This window comes from Micropruina glycogenica, assembly GCF_900289045.1.
Taxonomy (GTDB): domain Bacteria; phylum Actinomycetota; class Actinomycetes; order Propionibacteriales; family Propionibacteriaceae; genus Micropruina; species Micropruina glycogenica.
The window spans coordinates 1997829-2020931 of sequence record NZ_LT985188.1; the positions used below are offsets into that span (position 1 = coordinate 1997829).

General features: G+C 67.5%; 21 protein-coding genes and 1 tRNA gene. 7 read left to right on the forward strand and 15 right to left on the reverse strand.

Features of this window, described 5'->3' with window-relative positions; genetic code table 11:
- Positions 1-615 (forward strand): MBL fold metallo-hydrolase, encoded by a 615-nt coding sequence (locus MPLG2_RS09400; RefSeq protein WP_105185895.1) that lies wholly within the window; start codon positions 1-3, stop codon positions 613-615.
- Here MPLG2_RS09400 and MPLG2_RS19850 read toward each other — a convergent pair.
- The 8 genes from MPLG2_RS19850 to rpsA all read right to left on the reverse strand — a co-directional run bounded on the left by MPLG2_RS19850 (position 516) and on the right by rpsA (position 9480).
- Entirely contained in the window at positions 516-893 is a 378-nt protein-coding gene (locus MPLG2_RS19850) for a DUF1761 domain-containing protein (RefSeq protein ID WP_197709900.1), read from the reverse strand. The genes MPLG2_RS09400 and MPLG2_RS19850 overlap by 100 nt on opposite strands.
- Positions 894-978: 85 nt before the next feature.
- The gene (locus MPLG2_RS09410) at positions 979-1965 is read right to left on the reverse strand and encodes a TerC family protein (RefSeq protein WP_105185897.1); all 987 of its coding nucleotides are present in this window, start codon (positions 1963-1965) and stop codon (positions 979-981) included.
- Between the two features lie 196 nt (positions 1966-2161).
- Complete coding sequence (gene uvrB, locus MPLG2_RS09415; RefSeq protein ID WP_105185898.1) at positions 2162-4243, reverse strand: excinuclease ABC subunit UvrB; 2082 nt, start codon at positions 4241-4243, stop codon at positions 2162-2164.
- A 73-nt stretch (positions 4244-4316) separates the two neighbouring features.
- Positions 4317-5264, reverse strand: coding sequence for a hypothetical protein (locus MPLG2_RS19010; RefSeq protein WP_197709901.1), 948 nt, complete (start codon positions 5262-5264; stop codon positions 4317-4319).
- Complete coding sequence (locus MPLG2_RS09425) at positions 5261-6325, reverse strand: zinc ribbon domain-containing protein (RefSeq protein WP_158681022.1); 1065 nt, start codon at positions 6323-6325, stop codon at positions 5261-5263. Before MPLG2_RS09425 ends, MPLG2_RS19010 begins: the two co-directional genes overlap by 4 nt.
- A gap of 261 nt (positions 6326-6586) precedes the next feature.
- Positions 6587-7309: a hypothetical protein gene (locus MPLG2_RS09430; protein ID WP_158681024.1), complete on the reverse strand. Its 723-nt coding sequence runs from the start codon at positions 7307-7309 to the stop codon at positions 6587-6589.
- A 32-nt stretch (positions 7310-7341) separates the two neighbouring features.
- Positions 7342-7950, reverse strand: a complete 609-nt coding sequence (gene coaE, locus MPLG2_RS09435; RefSeq protein ID WP_231935613.1) for a dephospho-CoA kinase — start codon at positions 7948-7950, stop codon at positions 7342-7344.
- A 69-nt stretch (positions 7951-8019) separates the two neighbouring features.
- Positions 8020-9480 carry a 30S ribosomal protein S1 gene (gene rpsA, locus MPLG2_RS09440; protein ID WP_105185901.1) on the reverse strand — a complete coding sequence of 487 codons (1461 nt, stop codon included), beginning with the start codon at positions 9478-9480 and terminating at the stop codon, positions 8020-8022.
- Positions 9481-9759: 279 nt separating this feature from the next.
- On the opposite strand from rpsA, the gene MPLG2_RS09445 reads away from it, so the two are divergent.
- A complete protein-coding gene (locus tag MPLG2_RS09445; protein WP_105187589.1) occupies positions 9760-11028 on the forward strand; it encodes an integrase catalytic domain-containing protein in 1269 nt (422 codons plus the stop codon).
- A 235-nt stretch (positions 11029-11263) separates the two neighbouring features.
- Here MPLG2_RS09445 and MPLG2_RS09450 read toward each other — a convergent pair whose 3' ends face one another.
- The 5 genes from MPLG2_RS09450 to MPLG2_RS09470 are packed head-to-tail and all read right to left on the reverse strand — an operon-like array spanning position 11264 to position 15541.
- Complete coding sequence (locus tag MPLG2_RS09450; protein ID WP_105185902.1) at positions 11264-11728, reverse strand: RrF2 family transcriptional regulator; 465 nt, start codon at positions 11726-11728, stop codon at positions 11264-11266.
- Positions 11729-11758: 30 nt separating this feature from the next.
- A complete protein-coding gene (locus MPLG2_RS09455; protein ID WP_105185903.1) occupies positions 11759-12787 on the reverse strand; it encodes a sulfate/molybdate ABC transporter ATP-binding protein in 1029 nt (342 codons plus the stop codon).
- Positions 12784-13617 (reverse strand): sulfate ABC transporter permease subunit CysW, encoded by an 834-nt coding sequence (gene cysW / locus MPLG2_RS09460; protein WP_105185904.1) that lies wholly within the window; start codon positions 13615-13617, stop codon positions 12784-12786. Before cysW ends, MPLG2_RS09455 begins: the two co-directional genes overlap by 4 nt.
- Positions 13614-14510 carry a sulfate ABC transporter permease subunit CysT gene (gene cysT, locus MPLG2_RS09465; RefSeq protein WP_231935614.1) on the reverse strand — a complete coding sequence of 299 codons (897 nt, stop codon included), beginning with the start codon at positions 14508-14510 and terminating at the stop codon, positions 13614-13616. The genes cysW and cysT overlap by 4 nt, the downstream gene beginning before the upstream one ends.
- A complete protein-coding gene (locus tag MPLG2_RS09470; protein ID WP_105185905.1) occupies positions 14507-15541 on the reverse strand; it encodes a sulfate ABC transporter substrate-binding protein in 1035 nt (344 codons plus the stop codon). Before MPLG2_RS09470 ends, cysT begins: the two co-directional genes overlap by 4 nt.
- A gap of 271 nt (positions 15542-15812) precedes the next feature.
- On the opposite strand from MPLG2_RS09470, the gene MPLG2_RS09475 reads away from it, so the two are divergent.
- On the forward strand, positions 15813-16379 hold the full coding sequence (locus MPLG2_RS09475; protein ID WP_105185906.1) for a CG0192-related protein: 567 nt from the start codon (positions 15813-15815) through the stop codon (positions 16377-16379).
- Positions 16380-16830: 451 nt separating this feature from the next.
- Here MPLG2_RS09475 and polA read toward each other — a convergent pair whose 3' ends face one another.
- On the reverse strand, positions 16831-19512 hold the full coding sequence (gene polA, locus MPLG2_RS09480) for a DNA polymerase I (RefSeq protein ID WP_105185907.1): 2682 nt from the start codon (positions 19510-19512) through the stop codon (positions 16831-16833).
- 65 nt (positions 19513-19577) lie between these two features.
- Here polA and MPLG2_RS09485 point away from each other — a divergent pair, with 65 nt between their 5' ends.
- Both MPLG2_RS09485 and MPLG2_RS09490 read left to right on the forward strand, forming a co-directional pair.
- Positions 19578-19982 (forward strand): PaaI family thioesterase, encoded by a 405-nt coding sequence (locus MPLG2_RS09485; protein WP_197709903.1) that lies wholly within the window; start codon positions 19578-19580, stop codon positions 19980-19982.
- The gene (locus MPLG2_RS09490) at positions 19979-20731 is read left to right on the forward strand and encodes a putative protein N(5)-glutamine methyltransferase (protein WP_105187591.1); all 753 of its coding nucleotides are present in this window, start codon (positions 19979-19981) and stop codon (positions 20729-20731) included. The genes MPLG2_RS09485 and MPLG2_RS09490 overlap by 4 nt, the downstream gene beginning before the upstream one ends.
- A 205-nt stretch (positions 20732-20936) precedes the next feature.
- Here the strand turns inward: MPLG2_RS09490 and MPLG2_RS09495 are convergent, their stop codons facing one another.
- On the reverse strand, positions 20937-21554 hold the full coding sequence (locus MPLG2_RS09495; protein WP_105185909.1) for an ANTAR domain-containing response regulator: 618 nt from the start codon (positions 21552-21554) through the stop codon (positions 20937-20939).
- A gap of 124 nt (positions 21555-21678) precedes the next feature.
- Between MPLG2_RS09495 and MPLG2_RS09500 the strand changes: the two genes are divergently transcribed.
- Positions 21679-21761: transfer RNA gene (locus MPLG2_RS09500), tRNA-Leu, on the forward strand.
- 253 nt (positions 21762-22014) lie between these two features.
- Complete coding sequence (locus tag MPLG2_RS09505) at positions 22015-23058, forward strand: zinc-binding dehydrogenase (RefSeq protein WP_105187592.1); 1044 nt, start codon at positions 22015-22017, stop codon at positions 23056-23058.
- Positions 23059-23103 lie beyond the last annotated feature (45 nt).

Consider the following 23103-nt stretch of genomic DNA (forward strand, 5'->3'; position numbering starts at 1 on the left):
ATGCTGATCGACGACGACCTGCGCCTGACCAAGACTTCGGTCGGGCCGATGGACAACAACGCCTACCTGCTCACCGTCGGTGACGACGCCCTGCTGATCGACGCTGCCGCCGAGGCGGACGTGCTGCTGAACCAGGTGCAGGGGCTGAACCTGGTGGGCGTGGTGACCACCCACCGCCACCACGATCACATCGGCGCACTGGCCGAGGTGATCGCAGCCACGGGCGCGCACGCCTATGCGGGCCGTCCCGACGCTGCCGCGATCACCGAGGCGACGGGGGTGGCCTGCCGCGAGGTGTGGGACGGCGACGAGATCGAACTCGGCCCGGTGCGCCTGCAGGTGATCGGCCTGGTCGGCCACACCCCCGGTTCGATCACGCTGGCGCTGAGCCCGGCGGACGGCCCCGTGCGTCTGTTCACCGGCGACAGCCTGTTCCCCGGCGGGGTGGGCAAGACCTGGCGGCCCGGCGACTTCGTCACTTTGTTGGCGGACGTCGAGGCGAAGCTGTTCGAACCCTACGGCGACGACACGATCGTGCACCCCGGGCACGGCGCCGACACCACGCTGGGCGCCGAGCGGCCGCACCTGGACGAGTGGCGGGCCCGCGGCTGGTGATTCGCCGGGCGCCTCACACCAGCCCGAGCGCCAACCCCCATCACGACGAACAGCACGAGTTGGTAGCCGGCGTTGATCAGGGTGAGCCGAGGTGACTTCTGCTCGAAGCCGTTGTGCTGCACCAGGGTGGTCACCGAGAACGTGAGCCCCGCGACCGTCCCCACCGCCAGGCCGAGCAGTGGTCCCTCCGCACCGGTGGCCGTGGCCGTGACCGGCACGGCGATACCCAACCCCAGCGCCGCCACCGCGTTGGCGAGGGCCAACTGGGGTGCCCCCACGGCTTCGTGACGGGCGATGTGGCCATGATGAAGGCGGTTTTCGAGCGAACGACGGCGTGAGCCCGAGTTCGGCCGAGTTACGTGCTCAGCCCTCCATCGCCCGCTCGCGCTGCTCGTCGCGCCGCGACTTCATCAGGCTCGCCACCGTGGTGACCAGCAGGGTGCCGATGATCACGGTGAGCGACAGCCAGATCGGCACGTCGATGCTGAAGCCCCAGTGATCGTCGAGGTGGTACTCGTGCAAGGCGTGCAGCACCAGCTTCACGCCGATGAACGCCAGAATGAACGACAGGCCGACCGACAGGTAGACCAACCGCTGCAACAGGCCGCCGATCAAGAAGTACAACTGGCGCAGGCCCATCAGGGCGAACACGTTGGCGGTGAACACCAGGTACGGTTCTTGGGTCAGGCCGTAGATGGCCGGAATCGAGTCGAGGGCGAACAGCAGGTCGGTGCTGCCCAGGGCGATGATCACGAACAGCATGGGGGTGATCAGTCGCTTGCCGTTCTCGACGATGGTCAGCTTGGTGCCGTGGTACTCGGGGGTGGACGGGAACGTCCTCTTGACCCACCGCATGGCGAAGTTCTCGGTCTTCTCGTCGTCGTCCTCGGGGTGCAGGTAGTCCATGAACAGCTTCCAGGCCGTCCAGATCAGGAAGGCGCCGAACACGAAGAAGATCCACGAGAACCGCTCGATCGCGGCCGCGCCCAGGGCGATGAAGATGCCGCGGAAGACGAGCGCCAGCACGATGCCGACCATCAGCGCGTACTGCTGGTACTTACGGGGCACCCGCAAGTTGCTCATGATGATCACGAAGATGAACAGGTTGTCGATGCTCAGGCTGTACTCGGTGAGCCAGCCGGCGAAGAACTCGCCCGCGAACCGTGGCCCCGATAGGCTCCACACCCCGATTCCGAAGGCGATCGCCAACCCCACGTAGATACTGATCGCGATCGAGCATTCCTTCATCGACGGCTCGTGGGGGCGGCGCGCGATGACGATCAGGTCGAACGCGAGCACCGCCAGCGTCGCGACGATGGTGATGAGCCAGACGGTGGATGTGACGTGCAAGCGAGGGCCTCCTCAAGGTCCAGTCATCTGAGGTCTCCGCCACTGTCGCCAGCCGAGACGCCGGAGCGGATCGACCGCACGTGTTGACGACGCCTCGCTATGGGAGTACTCCCCTCGTTCGACGAATCATCCCATTGACCGCCCTGGCCGAACAAACGACGAGCGCAACGAATGGCAACCGGGCGCGCCGCACGTGTCACTTGGTGGCAGCGAGGGTCTGCCGGATCATCTTCTTCAGGTCGGCGATCTCGTCGCGCAACCGGGCCGCCAGTTCGAACTGCAACTCGGCGGCAGCCGAATGCATCTGCTCGGTGAGCTCTTGCACCAGACCGGCCAGTTCGCTGGCCGGCATGCCCTCGGTATTACGGGCCTCGTGACTGCCCAGCGGCACCGGCGAAACGGGCCGCCGGCCCCCCGCGCGGGTCATCAGCCCGGCGGTGTCGGCGTCTTCACGCGCGAGCATGTCGGTGATGTCGGCGATCTTCTTGCGCAACGGCTGCGGGTCGATGCCGCGTTCGGTGTTGTACGCCACCTGCTTGGCACGACGACGGTTGGTCTCGTCGATCGCGGCCGCCATCGACGGGGTGATCTTGTCGGCGTACATGTGCACCTGACCGCCCACGTTGCGGGCGGCACGTCCGATGGTCTGAATGAGCGATCTCTCGCTGCGCAGAAACCCCTCTTTGTCGGCGTCGAGAATGGCGACGAGGCTGACCTCGGGCAGGTCGAGGCCCTCGCGCAACAGGTTGATGCCGACCAGCACGTCGTACTCGCCCAGCCGCAACTCGCGCAGCAACTCGATGCGTTTCAGGGTGTCGACCTCTGAGTGCAGGTAACGGGTGCGAATGCCGTTCTCCATCAGATAGTCGGTGAGGTCTTCGCTCATCTTCTTGGTCAGGGTGGTGACCAGCACCCGCTCGTCACGCTCGGCCCGGGCACGGATCTCGCCGATCAGGTCGTCGATCTGACCCTTCGTGGGCTTGAGGATCACCTCGGGGTCGACCAGTCCGGTCGGCCGAATCAGCAGTTCGACCGGATCGCCCGAACGCGCCATCTCGTAGGGCCCGGGCGTGGCCGACAGGTACACCGTCTGACCGATGCGGTCGCTGAACTCTTCGAAGGTGAGCGGCCTGTTGTCGAGCGCACTGGGCAGCCGAAAGCCGTGGTCGACCAGGGTGCGCTTGCGCGAGGCGTCCCCCTCGTACATGCCGCCGATCTGGGGCACCGTGACGTGCGACTCGTCGATGACCAGCACGAAGTCGGACGGAAAGTAGTCGAGCAGGCAGTTGGGTGCGCTGCCCTGTTCGCGGCCGTCGATGTGTCGCGAGTAGTTCTCGATGCCCGAACAGGTGCCGATCTGCCGCATCATCTCGATGTCGTAGCCGGTGCGCATGCGCAGCCGCTGCGCCTCGAGTAGCCGCTGTTCGCCCTCCAACTGCGCCAGCCGCACCTCGAGTTCGGCCTCGATGCCGCTGATCGCGTGCTCCATGCGCTCGGGGCCGGCCACGTAGTGGGACGCGGGAAACACCGCCACCTCCTGGTCGACCGAGATGACCGTGCCCGTGAGCGGGTGCAGGGTAGACAACGCCTCGATCTCGTCGCCGAAGAACTCGACCCGTACTGCGTTCTCTTCGTACATCGGAAAGATCTCGACGGTGTCGCCGCGCACGCGGAACGTGCCGCGGGTGCCGGCAAGGTCGTTGCGGGCGTACTGAATGTCGACCAGCGCCCGCAGCAACGCATCGCGATCGCGCACCTCGCCGACCCGCAGCCGCACCATGCGGTCGACGTACTCCTGCGGGGTACCCAGGCCGTAGATGGCCGACACAGTGGCCACCACGATGACGTCACGCCGTGTGAGCAGCGAACTGGTGGCCGAATGCCGCAACCGTTCGACCTCTTCGTTGAGCGAGGAGTCTTTCTCGATGTAGGTGTCGGTCTGCGGCACGTAGGCCTCGGGTTGGTAATAGTCGTAGTAGCTGACGAAGTACTCCACCGCGTTGTCGGGAAAGAACGTGCGCAACTCGTTGGCGAACTGGGCCGCCAGGGTCTTGTTGGGTTGCATCACCAGCATGGGCCGCTGCAACCGCTCAGCCAGCCAGGCCACGGTGGCGGTCTTGCCGGTGCCGGTGGCGCCGAGCACCACCACGTCGCTCTCGCCGGCGTTGATGCGCCGTTCGAGCGCATCGATGGCGGCCGGCTGATCGCCGGACGGCACGAACTCGGCCTGCACCTTGAACGGTGCCACCCGACGTTGCAGATCGGTGGTGGGACGCATGGTTGCCAGCCTAGGCGCGCCTTCCGACAGTTTTCGCGCCCACCCCTACGCCTGCCGCGAACGGCAACGCGCGTCAGGCCTTCAACTGGCTGCTCATCACCGAGTTCGTCATCGCGAGGTAGTCCTCCTGCTGCGAAGTCACGGTGACACCCGACGGCACGATCAGTGCCGACAGCACCGTCAAACCGTCGTCACGCACCGAGATGATCGCCAGGTAGGTCAGCTTCTGCGAACCCTGCGATGTGGCGCGGGTGCCCGACCACGTGGCAACGCCCACCGACAACCGGTCGGTCTTCACGTCGAGCGTGCTCGGTTCCTTCTTGCTCACCCCGGTCATCTGCTCGGTGATCTGATTCATGTACGACGTCACCACGTCTTTGCCGGTGGGTGAACCTTCCACCCGGAACGCCTGGGTGACCAGGATTCCCTTGCCGTTGGTCAGCACCGTGAAGTTCTTCGTCTCGTCGCGATCGGCCTGCTGCCAGCCGGACGCGGGCGACACGGTGACTCCGAGGCCAACCTCGAGCGAGTCGCCCGACGGGGCCGTGGTCGAGGGGGACGTGCTGGGGCTGGGGTCGCCCGACGGCGATTCGGACGGGCTCGGCTCGGGGGTCGGCGCCGTGCTCGAGATGCCGGGCGAGGGTTGCACCGTGGGGCCGGGATCAGGGTCGCCGCCGCGATTGCCCAACAGCGACATCAGCAACCAGCCGAGCAGCCCCACGGCCAGCAGGCCGGCCACCACCACACCGATCACCATGCCGTTGCTCTTCGGCTTGGGTGGCTGCGGCTGATAGGGGCCCTGCGGGCCGCCCGGGGGTTGGCCGTAGCCGCCGGGGCCCTGGCCGGCCGGCGGGTACTGCTGCCCGCCCTGCGGGTACTGCTGCCCGCCCTGCGGGTACTGCTGCCCGCCCTGGGGGAACTGCTGGCCACCCTGGGGGAACTGCTGGCCACCCTGCGGGAACTGCTGGCCACCCTGCGGGAACTGCTGGCCGCCCTGGCCCGGGAACTGGTTCTGGCTCATGCCTGCGCCCCCTCGCTCGGGGTGCCGCCCGCTGAGGCCGCGGCGTCCTTCGACGGTGGGTGCACCTTCAGGGTGGCCCGCACGCTGACGCCGCAGTTGGAGCAGAACTCGGCGGCGGGCAGCAGCGGCATCTCACACGAGGGGCAGAACTCCAGCCCCGGCCCGACCCCTCGCGCCCGTGCGGTCGACTCGAGCGCCGCCTCCATCAGGCCTCGGTGCAGGGCGGTACGAATGCGAATGATGAGCACCGCAAGAATGGCCAGGCCCCACAGAACGGACAGCACCAGCGCCAGCACCTGGTTACCCAGGAAGGTGAGCAGGTAGGTGCCGCCCGCGTACAGCACGTTGGCCGCGACGGCCTCGGCCACGCCGCGAAAGTAACGGGGGGTGAAGCCGTCGTGGCCCTCGCCGAGCCCCGAGAACTCGGCGCAGGCGATGCCGGTGGCGGTGCCCATCACCAGGGGCTTCACGAAACCTTCGAGCACCAGCAGCGAAATCCAGGTAGGGGCGTCCGCCGCACCGGCGTAGCCGCCGGTGATCAGCGGCCAGTGTTTGACCAGCGTGTCACCCGTGGCGAACGCGACGCCCGAGATGACGCCGAACGTCAGGCCGTCCATCAGGTCGTCGAACTCGGGCCTGGACGCCAGCAGCACCGGGCCGACCTGGCGAATCGCCTCGCCGATCAGCGGGGCGAGCACGGCGGCGATCAGAAACCCGCTGACGGTGGGCAACGTGGCGGCCGCGTCGAACGACGAACCCGCGCTGGTTGAGCCGCGCCAACTCGTCCAGAGCCAGGTCCAGCCACCGCCCAGCACGGCGGTGAGCACGAAGGCCAGGCCGGTGACCAGCAGGGGTTGGTCCTCCCACATGTTCACGTCGTACAGGTAGACGATGTAGACGATCGGCATGGCGAAGGCGGCGATCAGCACCGCGATCGGCAGTGCTCCGGTGGCGCCCACGATCACCGTGGCCAGCAGCGCGAGCCCGAGCGCGAACTGGTAGGTCATCGGACGCACGGCGGCACCCCTGGGCATGATCGTCGAGACGAGTTTGAGAGACACCACAGACTCGTTCGGTTTGGCCGCGAACGACGACCTGCGGGCGCCATCACCGGCGCGGGCGTCGAGGCCGCACTGTTGGCAGTAGTGAGCAGCCTCTGGAATGTCCGCGTGGCAACGAGTGCACTGCACGGTGGTTTCCTTTCGGTCGGTGGGTGACCTGGGTGGCCACGTGCCGACCAGTCTCTCAAGGCGAGGGATCACCCCACCGTGCGCCGCCCCGGTGTGCTGCGGAATCGTGGGCTGCCCGGAGGTCAGAACGCCTCAGCCGAGCTGATCGAGAAAGTCTTCGCGCATCTGCTTGGCCTGCCTGGCCGCCACGGTCATGGATTTCAGTACCACCGACACCACCGCAAGGGCCTGGTAGTCGTCGCTGTAGGCGATGCGCACCGATGAGACGACGTCCACCGGCTTGCCGTCCACGGTTCCGGTGCCGATCAGTTCGGCCGTTTCGAGGTCGTCCGACTCCTCTGAGTTGTCGCTGACCTGCTTGAACGTACGCGCCTCGGCGGCGTAGCGCTTCAACTGCTGCCGTGCCTCATCGAGGGCGGCTGCATCCTGCCCCGCCTGATAGGCCAGGAAGGTCACCAGGCTCGGCCCGTTCGCGAGCACCAGCCGGTGCGGGGTCGACGAGCGAACCTGCCAATCGCTGTCGGCGACGACCTGGTAGCCGTCCAGATCGTAGATCCGTTCGTCGGGGTCGTCCGGGTCGTCGATCGATGACTCCATCGGATCGGGCTCATCCGGCTCGCCGGCATTGTTCGCGAAGATCGTCACCGCCACCACGCCCGCCACCACGAGGCCTGCTGCGGTCAGCACGGTACGTCGAGACGACTGCGGCCCAGACCCCGGCTGCAGCGAGCCGCCGGACGGGGCCGGTGTGGGCGTCCAACCCGACGAGCCACCGGTGCCCGGCTCGTCGGCGATCGGTCGATCTGCCGTGGGCGGCGGGTAGTTCTCGTAGCTCGGGGGGTGAGAGCCGGTCATGCATCACACCATGCCACACGGTGGTTGCGGGGCTAGGCAGGCTGGTGCCAACGTGTCCACAGCGCATCGACGGCCGCTCGTAACTGCTCGGGCGTGCCGTTGTTGTCGAGCACATCGTCGGCGGCCGCGAGACGCTCCCCGCGGGTGACCTGCGCGCTGATGCGAGCCATGGCCTGGTCGGTCGACAGGCCGTTGCGGGCAACCAGCCGGCGCACCTGCACAGCCGCGTCGACGTCGACCACGACCACCCGGTCGAACGACTTCTGCTGCCCGGTTTCGACCAGCAGCGGAATCACCTGCACCACGACCGCGTCCGAGGGCGCCGCCCGGGTCAACTCGGCGGCCCGCGCCCGGACGGCCGGGTGCACGATCGCCTCCAGGTCACGTCGGGCACCTTCGTCAGCGAATATGACGGCACCGAGCGCGGGCCGGTTCAACGTGCCGTCCGGTTGCAGCACCTCGGGCCCGAAGCGTTGCGCGATCGCGGCCAGACCGGGCGTGCCGGGTGCGACCACCTCGCGGGCGAGCACGTCGGCGTCGATGATCACCGCGCCGAGCTCGGCCAGCCGGTCGGCGACTGCGCTCTTGCCCGACGCGATCCCGCCGGTCAGCCCGATCAACAACCCCGCACCCCTGGTCACGTGTCGATTGTGACGCGAAACGGCCCCCACCGGATGGTGGGGGCCGTTCGCGTGTGTGTTGGCTTGCGGTCAGCGGCTGCCGGTGAGGCGGTCGCGCAGAGCCTGCAGCGCCTCGTCGGAGGCCAGCGAGCCCTCGGGAGCCGAATCCTCGGTGGCGCCACCCGCGGAGTACGCGGCGGTGCTGACCTGGGCCACTGCGGCCTCGACCCCAGCGGCCTCGGCGTCCTTGACCTGGGCCTTGTGCGCCTCCCAGCGGGCCTGGGCCTCGGCGTACTGCCGCTCCCACGCCGCCTGCTGCTCCTCGTAGCCGGGCTTCCACTCCTGGGTCTCGGGATCGAAGCCCTCGGGGTAGATGTAGTTGCCCTGCTCGTCGTAGGACGCGCTCATGCCGTACAGGGCCGGGTCGAAGTCGTCGGCGTGCATGTCGACACCCTCGTTGGCCTGCTTGAGCGACAGCGAGATGCGGCGACGTTCGAGATCGATGTCGATGATCTTGACCATCACGTCGTCGTTCACGCTGACGACCTGCTCGGGAATCTCGACGTGACGCTCGGCGAGCTCGCTGACGTGCACCAGGCCTTCGATGCCCTCTTCAACCCGCACGAACGCGCCGAAGGGCACCAGCTTGGTGACCTTGCCGGGCACGATCTGGCCGATCTGATGGGTGCGGGCGAAGGTCTGCCACGGGTCTTCCTGGGTGGCCTTCAGCGACAGCGAGACGCGCTCGCGGTCCATGTCGACGTCCAGCACCTCGACGGTGACCTCGTCACCGACGGCGACGACCTCGGACGGGTGGTCGATGTGCTTCCACGACAGCTCAGAGACGTGCACGAGGCCGTCCACGCCGCCCAGATCGACGAACGCGCCGAAGTTGACGATCGACGACACGACGCCCTTGCGGATCTGGCCCTTGCCGAGCTGGTTGAGGAACGTGTGGCGCACCTCGGACTGGGTCTGCTCGAGCCACGCGCGGCGCGACAGCACCACGTTGTTGCGGTTCTTGTCGAGCTCGATGATCTTGGCCTCGAGCTCCATGCCCACGTAGGGCTGCAGGTCGCGCACGCGGCGCATCTCGACCAGGGACGCGGGCAGGAAGCCGCGCAGGCCGATGTCGATGATCAGACCACCCTTGACCACCTCGATCACCTTGCCGGTGACGACGCCGTCGGACTCTTTGACCTTCTCGATCGTGCCCCAGGCGCGCTCGTACTGAGCCCGCTTCTTGGACAGGATCAGGCGGCCTTCCTTGTCTTCCTTCTGCTGAACCAGGGCCTCGATCTCATCGCCGACGGCGACGACCTCGAACGGGTCCACGTCGTGCTTGATGGAGAGTTCCTTCGAAGGAATGACGCCTTCGGTCTTGTAACCGATGTCGAGGAGTACCTCGTCGCGGTCGACCTTGACGACGGTGCCGGTGACGATGTCGCCGTCATTGAAGTACTTGATGGTTGCGTCCACCGCGGCGAGAAAGGCCTCGGGGGATCCCAGGTCGTCGATCGCGATCTGGGCTGCCTCGGGAGAGGAGGTCATGTAGTAGGGCTCCGATATGTTGACTGAACGTTGTGGGCGCGCCGCAATCATGCTCCTGCCAGATTCGGTTCGCCGGAGAGGTCCGAGAAATTCATCATCAGGGGCTCGCGGAACCTGCTCGGTCTGAGGACCCACAGATTGCGAGGCTGCACCAGCCTACCTAGCGGCCGCGCGGAGAGCAATTTCCCGAGTTGACTCGTGCTGAATGCCCGCGTGGGTGGGGTCGTTGACTCATCTGAGAATGCCCGCGTGGGTCAGGCTGCGGGGATGGGGCTGACGATGAGGCAACGGAAGGCTGTGCTGGCGAGCCAGGTCAAGGCGTGGCCGAAGGCGACCAAGGCTGAGAAGTCGACCATTTTGGATCATCTGGTCGCGGTCAACGGCTGGCATCGAGACCATGCCCGCAAGATGATCCGGGCAGCGGTCGCCGGTGTGGACGTGAACCGGCCACGCAGGCCCCGCGAGCCTGTGTTCCGCTACGGACCTGAGGTGATCGACGCCTTGGCGGTGTGCTGGGCGGTGCTGGACGGACCCAGCGGCAAGATCGTGCGCCCAGCGCTGCCGGTCCTGGTCGCGAGCCTGGTCGCCAAGGGCGAGCTGAACGCGACACCCGAAGTCATCGACGCACTGCTGGCCATGTCGGCGGCGACCATCGATCGCCGATTGCGGCCCTACCGGCTCGGGCTGGTCGGCAACCTCAAGGGCCGGTCCTTGACCCGCCCCGGATCGCTGTTGAAATCGTCGATCCCGCTGAAGACCTGGCACGAGTGGGACGACACCCAGCCAGGGTTCATCGAGATCGATCTGGTCGGTCACGACGGCGGCGACAACAACGGCCACTTCCACTACAGCCTGGACGCTGTCGACGTGGCTACCGGTTGGACCGAAACCATCACCGTGAAGGCCAAGGGCGAAAGGATCGTGGCCACCGGGCTGGAGCAACTCGCCCTCCGGTTCCCGTTCGCGATCGTGGGCGTCCACTCTGACAACGGCTCCGAGTTCATTAACCACCACCTGATGAGCTGGTGCAACACCCGTGAGATCACGTTCACCCGCGGCCGCCCGAACCATTCCAACGACCAAGCCCACATCGAACAGAAGAACTGGACCAGAGTCCGCCGCAACGTCGGCTACTACCGCTACGACACCAGCCGGGAACTCGACCTGCTCAACCAGCTATGGCCCCTGGCCGCTGAACTGTCCAACCTGTTCACCCCGCAACAGAAGCTGAAAACCAAGACCCGCACCGGAGCGAAAGTCACCAAGACCTACGACACCGCCACCACCCCGGCCGGCCGGCTGCTCCGTGACCACCCCACCGTCCTCGACGACCAGGACCGGCGACACCTTGACAGTCGCATCACCCAGGCCAACCCGGCCCAACTACGCCGAGACATCGACCTCATCCAACGCAACCTGCTCGAACTCGCCCGCCGCCGCGGCACCATCCTCAAAGCAGCCAAACGCAACCACGTCTACCTATCCCGAACAAAAATGACGCGGGCAAAACGAAATGAGTCAACGACCCAACCCAAGCGGGCATCTTGACATGAGTCCACAGGTTTCCCAAAAGGGTGCAGGGTGCGCATCTCCGTTGGTCGAAACCCATCGAGCACCAATCGTCGTGCTGGTTCGACGTCCCGGCACCCGAGCGGATCTCGACGAGCTCGATCAAGCGTCGTGACAAGCAAACCGGCGAGGCTGCTGCGCGCCGGTGGCGATAGTTGGGGACGGTTCCGAACTCGCGCCACGTTGTCGCACCCCAGAACCCCGTTGAGCTCGATCAGCGTGACGACCACGCGTCGGGCTCGGCGGCCAGATCACGGACGTGCCCCGGCAGGTCGCCGCTGCGCAGTTGTTCGAGCGAGGTGTCGTCCAACACCTGGCGCAGGCTGCTGCGCACCGCCACCCACAGCACGGGCAGGTGCTTCGCCACCCCGTCGTACTCCGTCTGGTGCGGACGCCGTCCGCGCACCTCGGCCAGCGGACCGTCCACCGCCCGGAAGATCGCCCCGACGGCGATCTCGGACGCGGGCCGGGCCAGCTGGTAGCCACCGCGGGACCCTTTGGTACTGATCACCAATTCGGCGCGGCGCAGGTCGGCCAGAATGGCCTCCAGAAACTTGCGGGGCAGTCCCTGACCCTGCGCGAGCACGTCCACCGAAACCGGCGCCGACCAGGGGTCTGACGCGTCCGCGAGTTCGAGCATGGCCCGCACGGCGTATTCGGTTTTGGCAGAGATCTCCACGGCTCTCATTGTTGCGCGTCGCCCACCCGGTCACACCGCGAGTGCTGGGAACTCCTCCTCGCCGGCGAGAGCGGGCAGCCCAGTGCCGAGCGTGTGGGTGGGCAGCACCCACACCACGTCACCCACCGTGAGTGCCAGCCCGGACGCTTCGGCCCGGGTCAACTGGGCGAAGAACTGGTCGCCGGTGGTGGTGTGGCTGAGCTCGATGCGCACCTCGAAACCGAGCCGGACGAGCCGTTCGACCCGGGCTTCGGTGACTCGGACGCCGGTGCGTTCGGCTTCGGTGATCGCCACCTGACGATCGCGTTCGATGCGCAGGTCGTGCGGCCGGGCGATTTCGCCGTTCAACCGTGACACCGAACCGAGAAACGACATCACGAAGGGGTTCGCGGGCTGTTCGTAGAGCTCGTCGGGGCTGCCGACCTGTTCGATGCGGCCGGCGTTGAGCACCGCGATGCGGTCGGCGACGTCGAGTGCCTCCTCCTGGTCGTGGGTGACCAGCACGGTGGTGACGTGTACCTCGTCGTGCAGGCGGCGCAGCCAGCGGCGCAGGTCGTCGCGCACCTTGGCGTCGAGCGCGCCGAACGGTTCGTCGAGCAGCAGCACCTGCGGATCGACCGCCAGCGCCCGGGCCAGCGCCATGCGCTGCCGCTGGCCGCCCGAGAGCTGGGCCGGGTAGCGGTGCTGAAAGCCGGCCAGTCCGACCACCTCGAGCAGATCGTCCACGCGTTTGGTGGTCTCGGCCTTGGGCCGCTTGCGAATGGTCAGCCCGAACGCCACGTTGTCGCGCACGGTGAGGTGCTTGAACGCCGCGTAGTGCTGAAACACGAAGCCGATGCCGCGTCGCTGGGGCGGCAGGTGGGTGACGTCGTGGCCGGCGATCACCACCGAGCCGCCGTCGAGGTCTTCGAGGCCGGCGATGGCGCGCAGCAGGGTCGACTTGCCCGAGCCGGACGGCCCGAGCAGTGCCGTCAACGTACCCGAGGGAATGTCGAGCGACACGTCGTCCAAGGCTTTGAACCTGCCGTAGGACTTGTCGGCGTGGGTGACGGTGATCATGGCGCACTTCCTGGGGTGGCGGTTTCGGTGGCGGGGCGTTTGCGGTCGAGCAGGCTCATCAGCAGCAGGGTGACGATGGCGAGGAACATCAGCAGGGTGGCCGCGGAGTAGGCGCCGTGGATGTTGTGGTCGTCGATGTAGCGGGAATGAACCAGCAGCGTGAGCGTCTGCGAGACGCCGGGAAAGCCGGAACTCACCATGATCACTGCGCCGAACTCGCCCAGCGACCGGGCCACCGTCAGCACGATGCCGTAGGTGAGCCCCCAGCGAATCGCGGGCAGGGTGATGCGAAAGAAGGTCTGCCAGCCGGACGCACCCAGAGTGACCGCGGCCTGCTCCTGCTCGGTGCCGATCTCGTGCAGCACGGGTTCGACCTCGCGCACCACGAACGGCAGTGTGACGAACAGCGTGGCGATCACCATGCCGGGCAGGCCGAAGATCACCTTGATGCCGGTGTTCTCGATGCCGCCGAACCAGCCGTGCACGCCCCACAGCATGATCAGCGAGACGCCCACCACGATCGGCGAGACGGCGAACGGCAGGTCGACCACGCCCGAGAGCAGCCGGCGGCCGGGGAACCGTCCACGCACCAGGGCGAGTGCGGTGATCACGCCGAAGACCACGTTGAGCGGCACCACGATGGCCACGATCAGCAGCGACAGGTTGAGCGCCGCGATCGCCGCCGGGGTGCGAATGGACGCCCAGAACGCGCCGAAGCCAGGCTCGAAGGTGCGCCACAGGATCGTCACGATCGGCACCACCAGCAGCACGGTGAGATACAGCAGTGCGACCGTGCGCAGCCCGATGCGGGCGGGGGTGCTGAGCTTCATCGCGCCCGCTCCTCACGGTCTTGCCCGCGGGAGGCGAAGAAACGCAGCACCAGCAGGGTGGCGAACGAGATGGCCAGCAGAGCCACCGACACCGCGGCGGCGTTCACCGGCCGGTCGATCTCGATCTGTTGCTGGATGTATTGGCTGGCCACCTGGGTCTCGCGCGGAATGTTGCCGCCGATCAGCACCACCGAGCCGTACTCACCGATCGCCCGCGCGAATGCCAGTCCCCCGCCCGAGATGATGGACGGCGCCAGCGTGGGCAGCACGACGCGGTGGAAGATCGTCCAGTTGTTGGCGCCGAGCGAGGCCGCCGCCTGCTCGACGTCGCGGTCGACCTCGATCAGCACCGGCTGCACCGACCGCACCACGAACGGCAGGGTGACAAAGGCGAGCGCGACGATGAGGCCCCACCGCGTGGCGTTCAGTTCCACTCCGATCGGACTGTTCGGCCCGTACAGCGAGAGCAGCACGATGCTGGCCACGATGGTGGGCAGGGCGAACGGCAGGTCGATCAGTGCGTCCACGAAGCGTTTGCCGACGAACTCGTCGCGCACCAGCACCCAGGCGATCAAGGTGCCAACCACCACGTTGAGCAGGGCGACCACCGCCGAGACCAGAATCGTCGTGCCCAGCGCGGCCAGCGCGACCGGGGCGGTGACCGCCGCCCAGAAGCCCGTCCAGCCGTCCGAGAACGAGGTGACGGTCAGGGCCGCCAGGGGCAGCAGCACGATCAGGCTGAGCCACAGCACCACCACGCCGAGGGTGAGCCCGTTGACGTGACCGGCCCGGCGAGCGCGGAACAGGGGTGGGAGCGGACGCGCCGGGGCCGGGGGTGGAGCCTCGGGTGCCGCGGAAGCGGTGACTCCCGAGGTGGTGGTCGTGGTCGTCACGAGGTGGCCTGGTCGTAGATCACCGCGATCTTGCCCGTGTCTTTGGCGAACAGGTCGGCGTCGACGGCCTTCCAGCCACCCAGGTCGTCGATCGTCCAGAGCTTCGTGGGCTGCGGGAACTTGCCGGCGAACTCTTTCGCCACGGTCGGGTCGACCGGACGGAAGCCGGCCTGCGCCCACAGTTTCTGCGCCTCGGGGGTGTAGAGAAAGTCGCGGAACGCTTCGGCTGCGGCCAGGTTCTTGCTGGCCTTGAGCACGGCCACCGGGTTCTCGATCTTGAAGGTGCTCGGCGGCGTGACGTGCTCGACCGGGTCACCCTGGCCCTCTGCGAACAGCGCCTCGTTCTCGTAGCTCAGCAACACGTCACCCGTGCCCTGCAGAAAGGTCTCGGTGGCCTCGCGCCCTGACTTGGGCTGCACTTTGATGTGGTCGGCGACCAGTTTGCCGATGTAGTCGAGACCGGCCTGCGGGTTCTTGCCGCCGTCGCTGAAGGTGGCGTAGGGGGCGAGCAGGTTCCACTTGGCCGAACCCGAACTGAAGGGGTTGGGGGTCACCACCTCGACGCCGGGCTTGAGCAGGTCGTCCCAGTCCTTGATGCCCTTGGGGTTGCCCTTGCGCACCACGATGGTGACCACCGAGCCGAAGGGAATGCCCTTGTGCTCGCCGGCGGCCCAGTTCGGGTCGACCAGCCCGGCGTCCACGAGGCGGGTGACGTCGGGCGTGACCGAGAAGTTGACCACGTCGGCCTCGGCACCCGACGCGACCTTGCGCGACTGATCCCCCGAGGCGCCGTAGGAGGCCTGGAACTGCACGCCTGCACCCTGGGCCGTGGCGTTGAAGGCGGGAATGAGGGCGTCGAAGCCGACCTTGGGCACGGCGTAGGCGTAGAGGTTGAGCACCGTCGCGCCACCACCGGCCGGCGACGCCGGAGCGGCGGTCGAGTCGCTCGATCCGGCTCCGGCGCAGCCGGTCATCGCCAGGGCAACCGATGCCGAGAGTGCGGTGATCACGGCTCTGCGTGAGACGGTCATGAGACAACTCCTGTCGATGATGTGCCCGCGATGGAGGGGCTGGGTCGAAAAGTTATTGGTGGATCTGGGTTTATTTCACTCATCCCCTATGGGCGTAGTAGGATTTTGTCGACCGGGCACCGGCGGGTCAAATTCTGCGGGCGCAGTCTCACGATGCGGATGCAACCGAGTGCGCGCAGTGAACGAATGGGCGATCGATCAGCGCCGGTCGCCGCCCGGGTCTAGCGTTGTGCCGTAGCGACAACCGACGAGGATCGGGAAGGATCCCCCCATGAGCGGCACAGCAACCATCCACGAGGCCCAACTCACGCCCAGCAAGCTCGAACTGCTGGCGCAGTGGCTGCCGTCGCAGCCCTGGTTCACCGGAGACGCCGGCGATCTGGAGCGGGTGGCGTCCTTCAGGTTCGTCGACCCGGACGGCGAAGTCGGCATCGAGACCATGATCGTCCGCAGCGGCGGGGTGGTGTATCAGGTGCCGCTCACCTACCGTGACGAGGCGCTGGACGGCGAGGACGCCTACCTGGTCGGCACCACGGACCACTCGGTGCTGGGCAAGCGCTGGGTGTACGACGCCACCGGTGATCCGGTGTACGTGGCCGAACTGATTCGGGTGATCCACGAGGCCGACAATGAGGCCGACCTGTCGCGCGGCGAGAAGAGCATGACGGTGGTCGGCAGCGGCATCACGCTGGTGTCGAACGCGTCCATGGAGGCCGCGCGTCTGGTGCGGGTGTTGGACGGCGAGCACATTCACACCGCGGTGCCCCTGGGCACGCTGACGGGCACGTGGACCGAAGGCGGCGAGGAGCGCACCGAGGTGCTGGCGACCATTCGCTGAGTCAATCCGCCGGGCGAGATTGTCGACGTCTTCGGTTGGGTTGCGTCGACTGCCGTTGATCTGGTTCCGTCTGCTGCCGTTGACTTGGTTGCGTCTGCGGCCGCGGGGCGGACGCGCCCACTCCGCTTCAGCGTTGCGCTTTGCGTCGGTCGCGTTGTCGAGACCCTCACCGTCGGTCGAACTTGCCGACACCCCTCACCGTCGACCCGCAACCCAACCAGCGACCGTCATCCCGGACTTGATGCGGGATCTCACCTCCGGCGCACTGCACCAGAGATCCCGGCGTTCGCCGGGATGACTGCGGACGGCACTGACGACCGGCTTTCCAAACAAGCTCGACCCATGTCAGACGCGACATTGAAGCGGATGGCGGTACTGAACGCAACCAGACAAGGTCGACCAGCAGAACGGGATTCGACAAGCTCGCCCAGCGGAACGTCTCGACCGAGGGCTAGTGCGCCGCCTCGTGCCAGGAGCGTCCGGTGCCCACCGAGACCTCGAGCGGAACGGCCAGGTCGACCGCGTGGCCCATCTTGTCTCTGACCAGGGCTTCCATCGCCTCTGCCTCACCGGGGGCGATCTCGAACACCAGTTCGTCGTGCACCTGCAGCAGCATGCGTGACGCCAGCCCCTGCGCGGCCAGCGCGGCCTCGACGTCGAGCATCGCGACCTTGATGATGTCGGCCGCCGACCCCTGAATGGGGGCGTTCAGCGCCATTCGTTCGGCCATCTCACGGCGCTGGCGGTTCGACGAGGTGAGATCCGGCAAGTACCGCCGGCGACCCAGAATGGTTTCGGTGTACCCCGTCTTGCCGGCGGTTCGGACGATCTCGCGCAAGTAGTCGCGCACGTTGCCGAACCGCTCGAAGTACTCGTCCATCAGGCCCTTCGCCTCGGACACCTCGATCTTCAGTTGCTGCGACAACCCGTAGGCGCTGAGCCCGTAGGCGAGGCCGTAGTTCATCGCCTTGATGCGGGCCCGCATGCGAGTGTCGACCTGGTCGGGCTCGACCGCGAACACCCGTGACGCCATCACGGTGTGAAAGTCCTCACCCGAGTGGAACGCCTCGATCAGCCCGGCATCTTCGGACGCGTGCGCCATGATGCGCATCTCGATCTGGCTGTAGTCGGCCGTCATCAGCGTGTCGTAGCCGGCCCCCACCACGAACGCCCGCCTGATCCGCCGGCCCTCTTCGGTGCGAATCGGAATGTTCTGCAGATTCGGGTCGGTCGAACTGAGCCGTCCAGTGGCCGCGATGGTTTGAATGTAGGTGGTGTGCACGCGACCGTCGTCGGCGATGGACTTCTGTAGCCCCTCGACGGTCTGCCGCAACCTGATCTGGTCGCGGTGCCGCAGCAGGTGCGCCAGGAACGGGTGCTCGGTCTTGACGAACAACCCCTCCAACGACTCCGCGTCGGTGGTGTAGCCGGTCTTGGTGCGCCGCGTCTTGGGCATGCCCAGCTCGTCGAACAGCACCTCTTGCAGCTGCTTGGGTGAACCCAGGTTGATCTGCCGGCCGAGCACCGCGTAGGCGTCGCTCTCGGCGTTGCGCACCGCGGTGTCGAAGTCGCTGTGCAGTTGGTCGAGGTAGTCGGCGTCGACCGCGATGCCGTCGCGCTCCATCACCGCCAGGGTGCGCAGCAGTGGCAGTTCGACGTCGGCCAGCAGCGAGGCCTCGCCCCGTTCATCGAGCTCGGCCTCGAGGGCAACGGCCAGATCGATGACTGCCCGGGCGCGAATCATCGAGTCCTGCCCCTGGTCGGGGTCGTCGAAGTCGAACGCCAACTGGTCTTGCGGTTGCGCCGTGGGCGCCTCAGCGCTCAGCTCGCGCTTGAGGTGCCGGGCGGTCAGGTCACCCAGGTCGTAGATGCGCTGGTCGGGCCGCAGCAGGTACGCGGCCAACTGCGTGTCGCTGGCCAGGCCGTTCAACTGCCACCCGCGCGACCAGATGGCCAGCAGCGGGCCCTTGGCGTCGTGCAGCGCCTTGCGAGCGGAATCGTCGGCCAGCCAGTCGGCGAGCGCCGTGTCGTCGGCCGGGGTGAGTTCGGTGACGTCCAACCAGCAGGCGGCGCCGTCGGCGGCAGCCAGCGCCAGGCCGGAGATGTCGCCGGTGCCCGCTCGCCACTGGCCGGTGACGTCGAGCCCGGTCAACTCGCCCCGTCCGTGGGTGGCGAGCCAGTCGCCCAGCGCGCCGGGTTCGAGCACGTCACCCACCACCTCGAAGCCGCCGGTGGGGCCGGTCTGTTCGGCGGGCAGGGTTTCCATCAGTCGGTCGCGCAGCACCCGGAACTCCAACCCGTCGAAGACCGTGTGCACCGCCTCTCGGTTCCAGTCACGGCGCTCGAGCTCAGACAGCGTCACGGGCAGGTCGAGATCGCACACCAGCGCGTTCACCTCGCGGTTGCGCACCACGTCGTCGAGGTGGGCGCGAAACGACTCGCCCGCCTTGCCCGGAATCTCGGCGGCCCGGCGCACGATGTTCTCGAGCCCTTCGTAGGTGGCGATCCACTTGGCCGCGGTCTTCGGCCCCACACCGGGCACGCCCGGAAGGTTGTCGGACGACTCCCCCACCAGCGCCGCCAGTTCGGGGTACTGCGCGGGCGGCACGAAGTAGCGCTCTTCGACCGCTTCGGGGGTCATGCGGGCCAGGTCTGAGACGCCCTTGCGCGGGTAGAGCACGGTTACGTCGGGGCTGACGAGTTGAAAGGTGTCGCGATCGCCGGTGCAGATCAGCACCTTCATGCCCTGCCCCTCGGCCTGCTTGGCCAGCGTGCCGATGATGTCGTCGGCCTCGAACCCGTCCAGCTCGACGTGGGTGACGTTCAGCGCGTCCAACACCTCTTTGATGAGCGCGACCTGGCCGGTGAACTCTTGCGGCGACTTGCTGCGATTGGCCTTGTACTCGCTGTAGAGGTTGCTGCGAAACGTCTGCCGCGACACGTCGAACGCGACCGCCAGATGGGTGGGCTGCTCGTCGCGCAGCACGTTGATAAGCATGGACGTGAAGCCGTAGACGGCGTTGGTGTGCTGGCCGGTGCTGGTGGCGAAGTTCTCCACCGGCAGGGCGAAGAAGGCCCGGTAGGCCACCGAGTGGCCGTCGATCAACAGCAGGGTGCCCGGCTCGTCGCTCACTCGTGCGAGGGTAGCGGAGCCCACCGACAAATTTCGCGCCGCCCCGAATGTGCAATCGTGACCCCATGACGCTTCCCGAATGGGCCCACGAGATCAGCAGCGCGCTCGACGAGAAGATGGGTTTCGAGTTGTTCGAGCTGTCGGCGCAGCGCACCACCGGCCGCATGCCCGTGGCCGGCAACACCCAGCCGTTCGGGTTCTGGCACGGCGGGGCGTCGTGCGTGCTGGCCGAGACCCTGGCCTCGATGGCGGCCTTCGCCGAGGTGGGCCCGGGCGGGGTGATCTTCGGCGTCGACCTCAACGCCACCCACCACCGCTCGATTCGCGACGGCTGGGTCAACGGCGCGGCCACCCCGCTCTACATCGGCGGACGGCTCGGCACCTGGGAGGTGGCGATCACCAACGACGCCGGTGATCGGCTCTGCACGGCCCGGGTGACGTGCGCACTGCAGCGGCCGAAGCGGCGGTGAACACTGCGCAGGTGGTCGCCGCGTTGCGAGCGGCCGGCTGCGTGTTCGCCGAAGACGAGGCGGCGCTGCTGCTGGCCGCTCCCGGCTCGTTGGACGCCCTGGTCGCGCGCCGGGTGGCGGGTGGACCCCTGGAGCAGGTGCTCGGCTGGGCCGAGTTCGACGGGCTGCGGATCAGCGTGTCACCAGGCGTTTTCGTGCCCCGGCAACGTTCTGCGTTGTTGGTGCGACTCGGGGCCCGCGGGCTGGCCGCCGGTGCCGTGGCGGTCGACCTGTGCTGCGGCAGCGGCGCCCTGGCAGCAGCCCTGGCGCGTCGGGTGCCGGGCGTCGAGCTGTACGCGTGCGACGTCGACGACCGGGCCGTGACGTGCGCCCGGGGCAACCTGCCCGGCGCCCAGGTGTTCGCCGGCGACCTGTGGGCGGCGCTGCCGACCGGGTTGCGCGGGCGCGTCGACGTGGCCCTGGCGAACGCACCGTACGTGCCGAGTGACAGCATCGCGCTGATGCCGCCCGAGGCGCGCGATCACGAGCCCCGCATCTCTCTGGACGGCGGCCGCGACGGCCTCGACGTGCACCGCCGCATCGCCATGGACGCTGACGACTGGCTCGCGCCGGGTGGCCGGCTGCTGATCGAGGTGGCCCCCGCCCAGGTGCCGGGCGCGACGGTCATGTTCGAACGTGCCGGCCTCTGGCCCGAGGTGCACACCGATGACGACTTGGACGCCACCGCCGTCGTCGCCACCCGCCCGTGAGATTACGTCCGATTCGAGGGGCGTTACCGCCTGTTGAGCGTAGACGCCGTCCACATCGGACGTAATCTCACGACGTGCGGGGCCGCTCGGCGACCTCGTCGGCTGCGAAAGGGATCCCGGCGTTCGCCGGGATGAAGGCGTCAGCCCCGCTCCGCGGCAACCAACGCAACCACCGGGGTCTCGGCAAGCTCGACCAGGGAAGCGGTCAGCGCTTGGGCTTCTTGCCGGCCTTCGAGTGGTCGATGACTCCTTCGGCGACCTCGCGCATCGACTTGCGCAGGTCCATCGCCGTCTTCTGGATCCACCGGAACGCCTCGGGCTCGGTGAGGCCAAGACCCTCCATGAGCAGGCCCTTCGCCTGCTCGACCAGCTTGCGCGACTCGAACCGCTCCTGCAGGTCTTCGACCTCTTCTTCGACTGCGCGCAGTTCGGCGTAGCGGGCCATCGCCAGTTCGATCGCCGGCACCACGTCGGAGGCGTCGAACGGCTTCACCACGTACGCCATCGCACCCGCCTCACGGGCCCGTTCGACCAGTTCACGTTGGCTGAACGCGGTGAGCATCACCACGGGGGCGATGCGTTCTTCGGCGATCACAGACGCGGCCGAGATGCCGTCCATCTTGGGCATCTTGACGTCCATCACGACGAGATCGGGTTCGAGCTCGCGGGCCATCGACAGGGCCTGTTCGCCGTCGCCGGCCTCACCCACCACTTCGTAGCCCTCGCCGGTGAGCAGTTCGACCAGATCCAGGCGGATCAGGGCTTCGTCCTCAGCGACGAGCACGCGGGCTCGGCCGGGGGTGGCTACGGCTTCGGACGTCATGGGTTGCACTCTTCTGTCAAGGGATCAGGTCTGCCTCGGCCTCGGTTCGCCGACGGCTGCTGCACAGAGCACCTTACCCCGGCCAGCATGGCCAACCAGAATGTGGCATGATCGTAGGGCTCTGGCCCAGGTGGCGGAATGGCATACGCGGACGGCTCAAACCCGTCTGCCCGAAAGGGCATAGGGGTTCGACTCCCCTCCTGGGCACTTCACCGGTGCCGCCATCACACCGTGAACCGGCGAGTGAGGCCCTCTTAGTACTCCCTTCGGATGCGCGTGAACTCGGCCGTATTCGACGGGGCGTGACCGGCCGACGGCCACCGGCTCGCGATTTGTAGCATGCTGAGAACCGTCGGCAAGAACCGGCAGGCCGCTGACCACCGTGCGAAGCATCGACGCTGCGGACGGAGGCCATCGTCATCGTCCGCCGCCGATGCGGATTCGTCCAACAGGAGTGATCATGCGCGGTTTCACCTATCGCGGCCCTGGTCGGCCGGCCGAACTCACCGAACTGGCCACGCCGACACCCGGGCCGGGCGAGGCGCTCACCCGGGTCGGCGCCAACACCGTCTGCGGCACCGACCTTCGCATTCTGCGCGGCGAGAAGTCGAAGGGTGTCGAAGTGGGTGTGGTGTTGGGGCACGAGGTGGCCGGTTACGTCGAGGCCGTCGGCGAGGGCGTCACGGGTTTCGCGGTGGGTGACCTGGTGAGCATGCCGCCCTCGGTGTGCTGTGGGGTGTGCGGGCCCTGCCGCCGCGGCACCGAGCACCTGTGCGACGACGTGCACCTGGTGGGCTACGACATCAACGGCGGCCTGGCCGACTACTGGCTGATCCCGCGCGCGGCGATCGAACGCGGGCAACTGGTGAAGGCGTCGGCGCACCTCGAACCGGCCCAACTGGCGCTCGCCGAGCCGATCTCGTGCTGCCTGAACGGCATGGACAACTACCGGGTCGAGGTGGGCGACGTGGTGGTGATCGTCGGAGCAGGGCCGATCGGGCTGATTCACCTGCAACTGGCCCGCATCGCGGGTGCGGCGGCGGTCGTGGTGTCGGACCCGTCCGCGACCCGTCGGGCCAGCGCCGAGGCGTTGGGTGCCACCGTGACCGTCGACCCGACCAACGACGACCTGTCGGCCGTGGTCAACGGCCTGTCGGCCGGCGAGGGTGCCGACGTGGCGGTGCTGTGCATCGGGGTGCCCGAACTGGTCAACGACTGCCTGGGTCTGGTGCGCAAGCGCGGCCGGGTGAGCATCTTCGCCGGTCTGGCCGGTGAGGGCTGGTCGACCATCGCCGCCAACCTGATCCACTACAAAGAGATCACCGTGGTGGGTGCCTCCAACTCGGGGCGCGAGAACTTCGTTCGGGCCGTCCGGCTGATCGAGAGCGGCGCCATCGACACGATGTCGCTGGTCACCCACACCTTCGGGCTCTCGCGGGCCGCCGAAGCCATCGAGTTCGTCGCGTCGGGCGAGGGCATCAAGGTGGCGGTGGTTCCCGACTGAGCGGGCCTCGTCCACGCCTCCGGGTGCACGACCTCTCACCGAAAG

Bases quoted from the DNA above. Each gene is read 5' to 3' on its own strand.
- MPLG2_RS09400 (WP_105185895.1), top strand. From the start codon at position 1: ATGCTGATCGACGACGACCTGCGCCTGACCAAGACTTCGGTCGGGCCG.
- uvrB (WP_105185898.1), bottom strand. From the start codon at position 4,243: ATGCGTCCCACCACCGATCTGCAACGTCGGGTGGCACCGTTCAAGGTG.
- MPLG2_RS19010 (WP_197709901.1), bottom strand. From the start codon at position 5,264: ATGAGCCAGAACCAGTTCCCGGGCCAGGGCGGCCAGCAGTTCCCGCAG.
- MPLG2_RS09430 (WP_158681024.1), bottom strand. From the start codon at position 7,309: ATGACCGGCTCTCACCCCCCGAGCTACGAGAACTACCCGCCGCCCACG.
- rpsA (WP_105185901.1), bottom strand. From the start codon at position 9,480: ATGACCTCCTCTCCCGAGGCAGCCCAGATCGCGATCGACGACCTGGGA.
- MPLG2_RS09445 (WP_105187589.1), top strand. From the start codon at position 9,760: ATGAGGCAACGGAAGGCTGTGCTGGCGAGCCAGGTCAAGGCGTGGCCG.
- MPLG2_RS09455 (WP_105185903.1), bottom strand. From the start codon at position 12,787: ATGATCACCGTCACCCACGCCGACAAGTCCTACGGCAGGTTCAAAGCC.
- cysW (WP_105185904.1), bottom strand. From the start codon at position 13,617: ATGAAGCTCAGCACCCCCGCCCGCATCGGGCTGCGCACGGTCGCACTG.
- MPLG2_RS09470 (WP_105185905.1), bottom strand. From the start codon at position 15,541: ATGACCGTCTCACGCAGAGCCGTGATCACCGCACTCTCGGCATCGGTT.
- MPLG2_RS09475 (WP_105185906.1), top strand. From the start codon at position 15,813: ATGAGCGGCACAGCAACCATCCACGAGGCCCAACTCACGCCCAGCAAG.
- MPLG2_RS09485 (WP_197709903.1), top strand. From the start codon at position 19,578: ATGACGCTTCCCGAATGGGCCCACGAGATCAGCAGCGCGCTCGACGAG.
- MPLG2_RS09495 (WP_105185909.1), bottom strand. From the start codon at position 21,554: ATGACGTCCGAAGCCGTAGCCACCCCCGGCCGAGCCCGCGTGCTCGTC.
- MPLG2_RS09505 (WP_105187592.1), top strand. From the start codon at position 22,015: ATGCGCGGTTTCACCTATCGCGGCCCTGGTCGGCCGGCCGAACTCACC.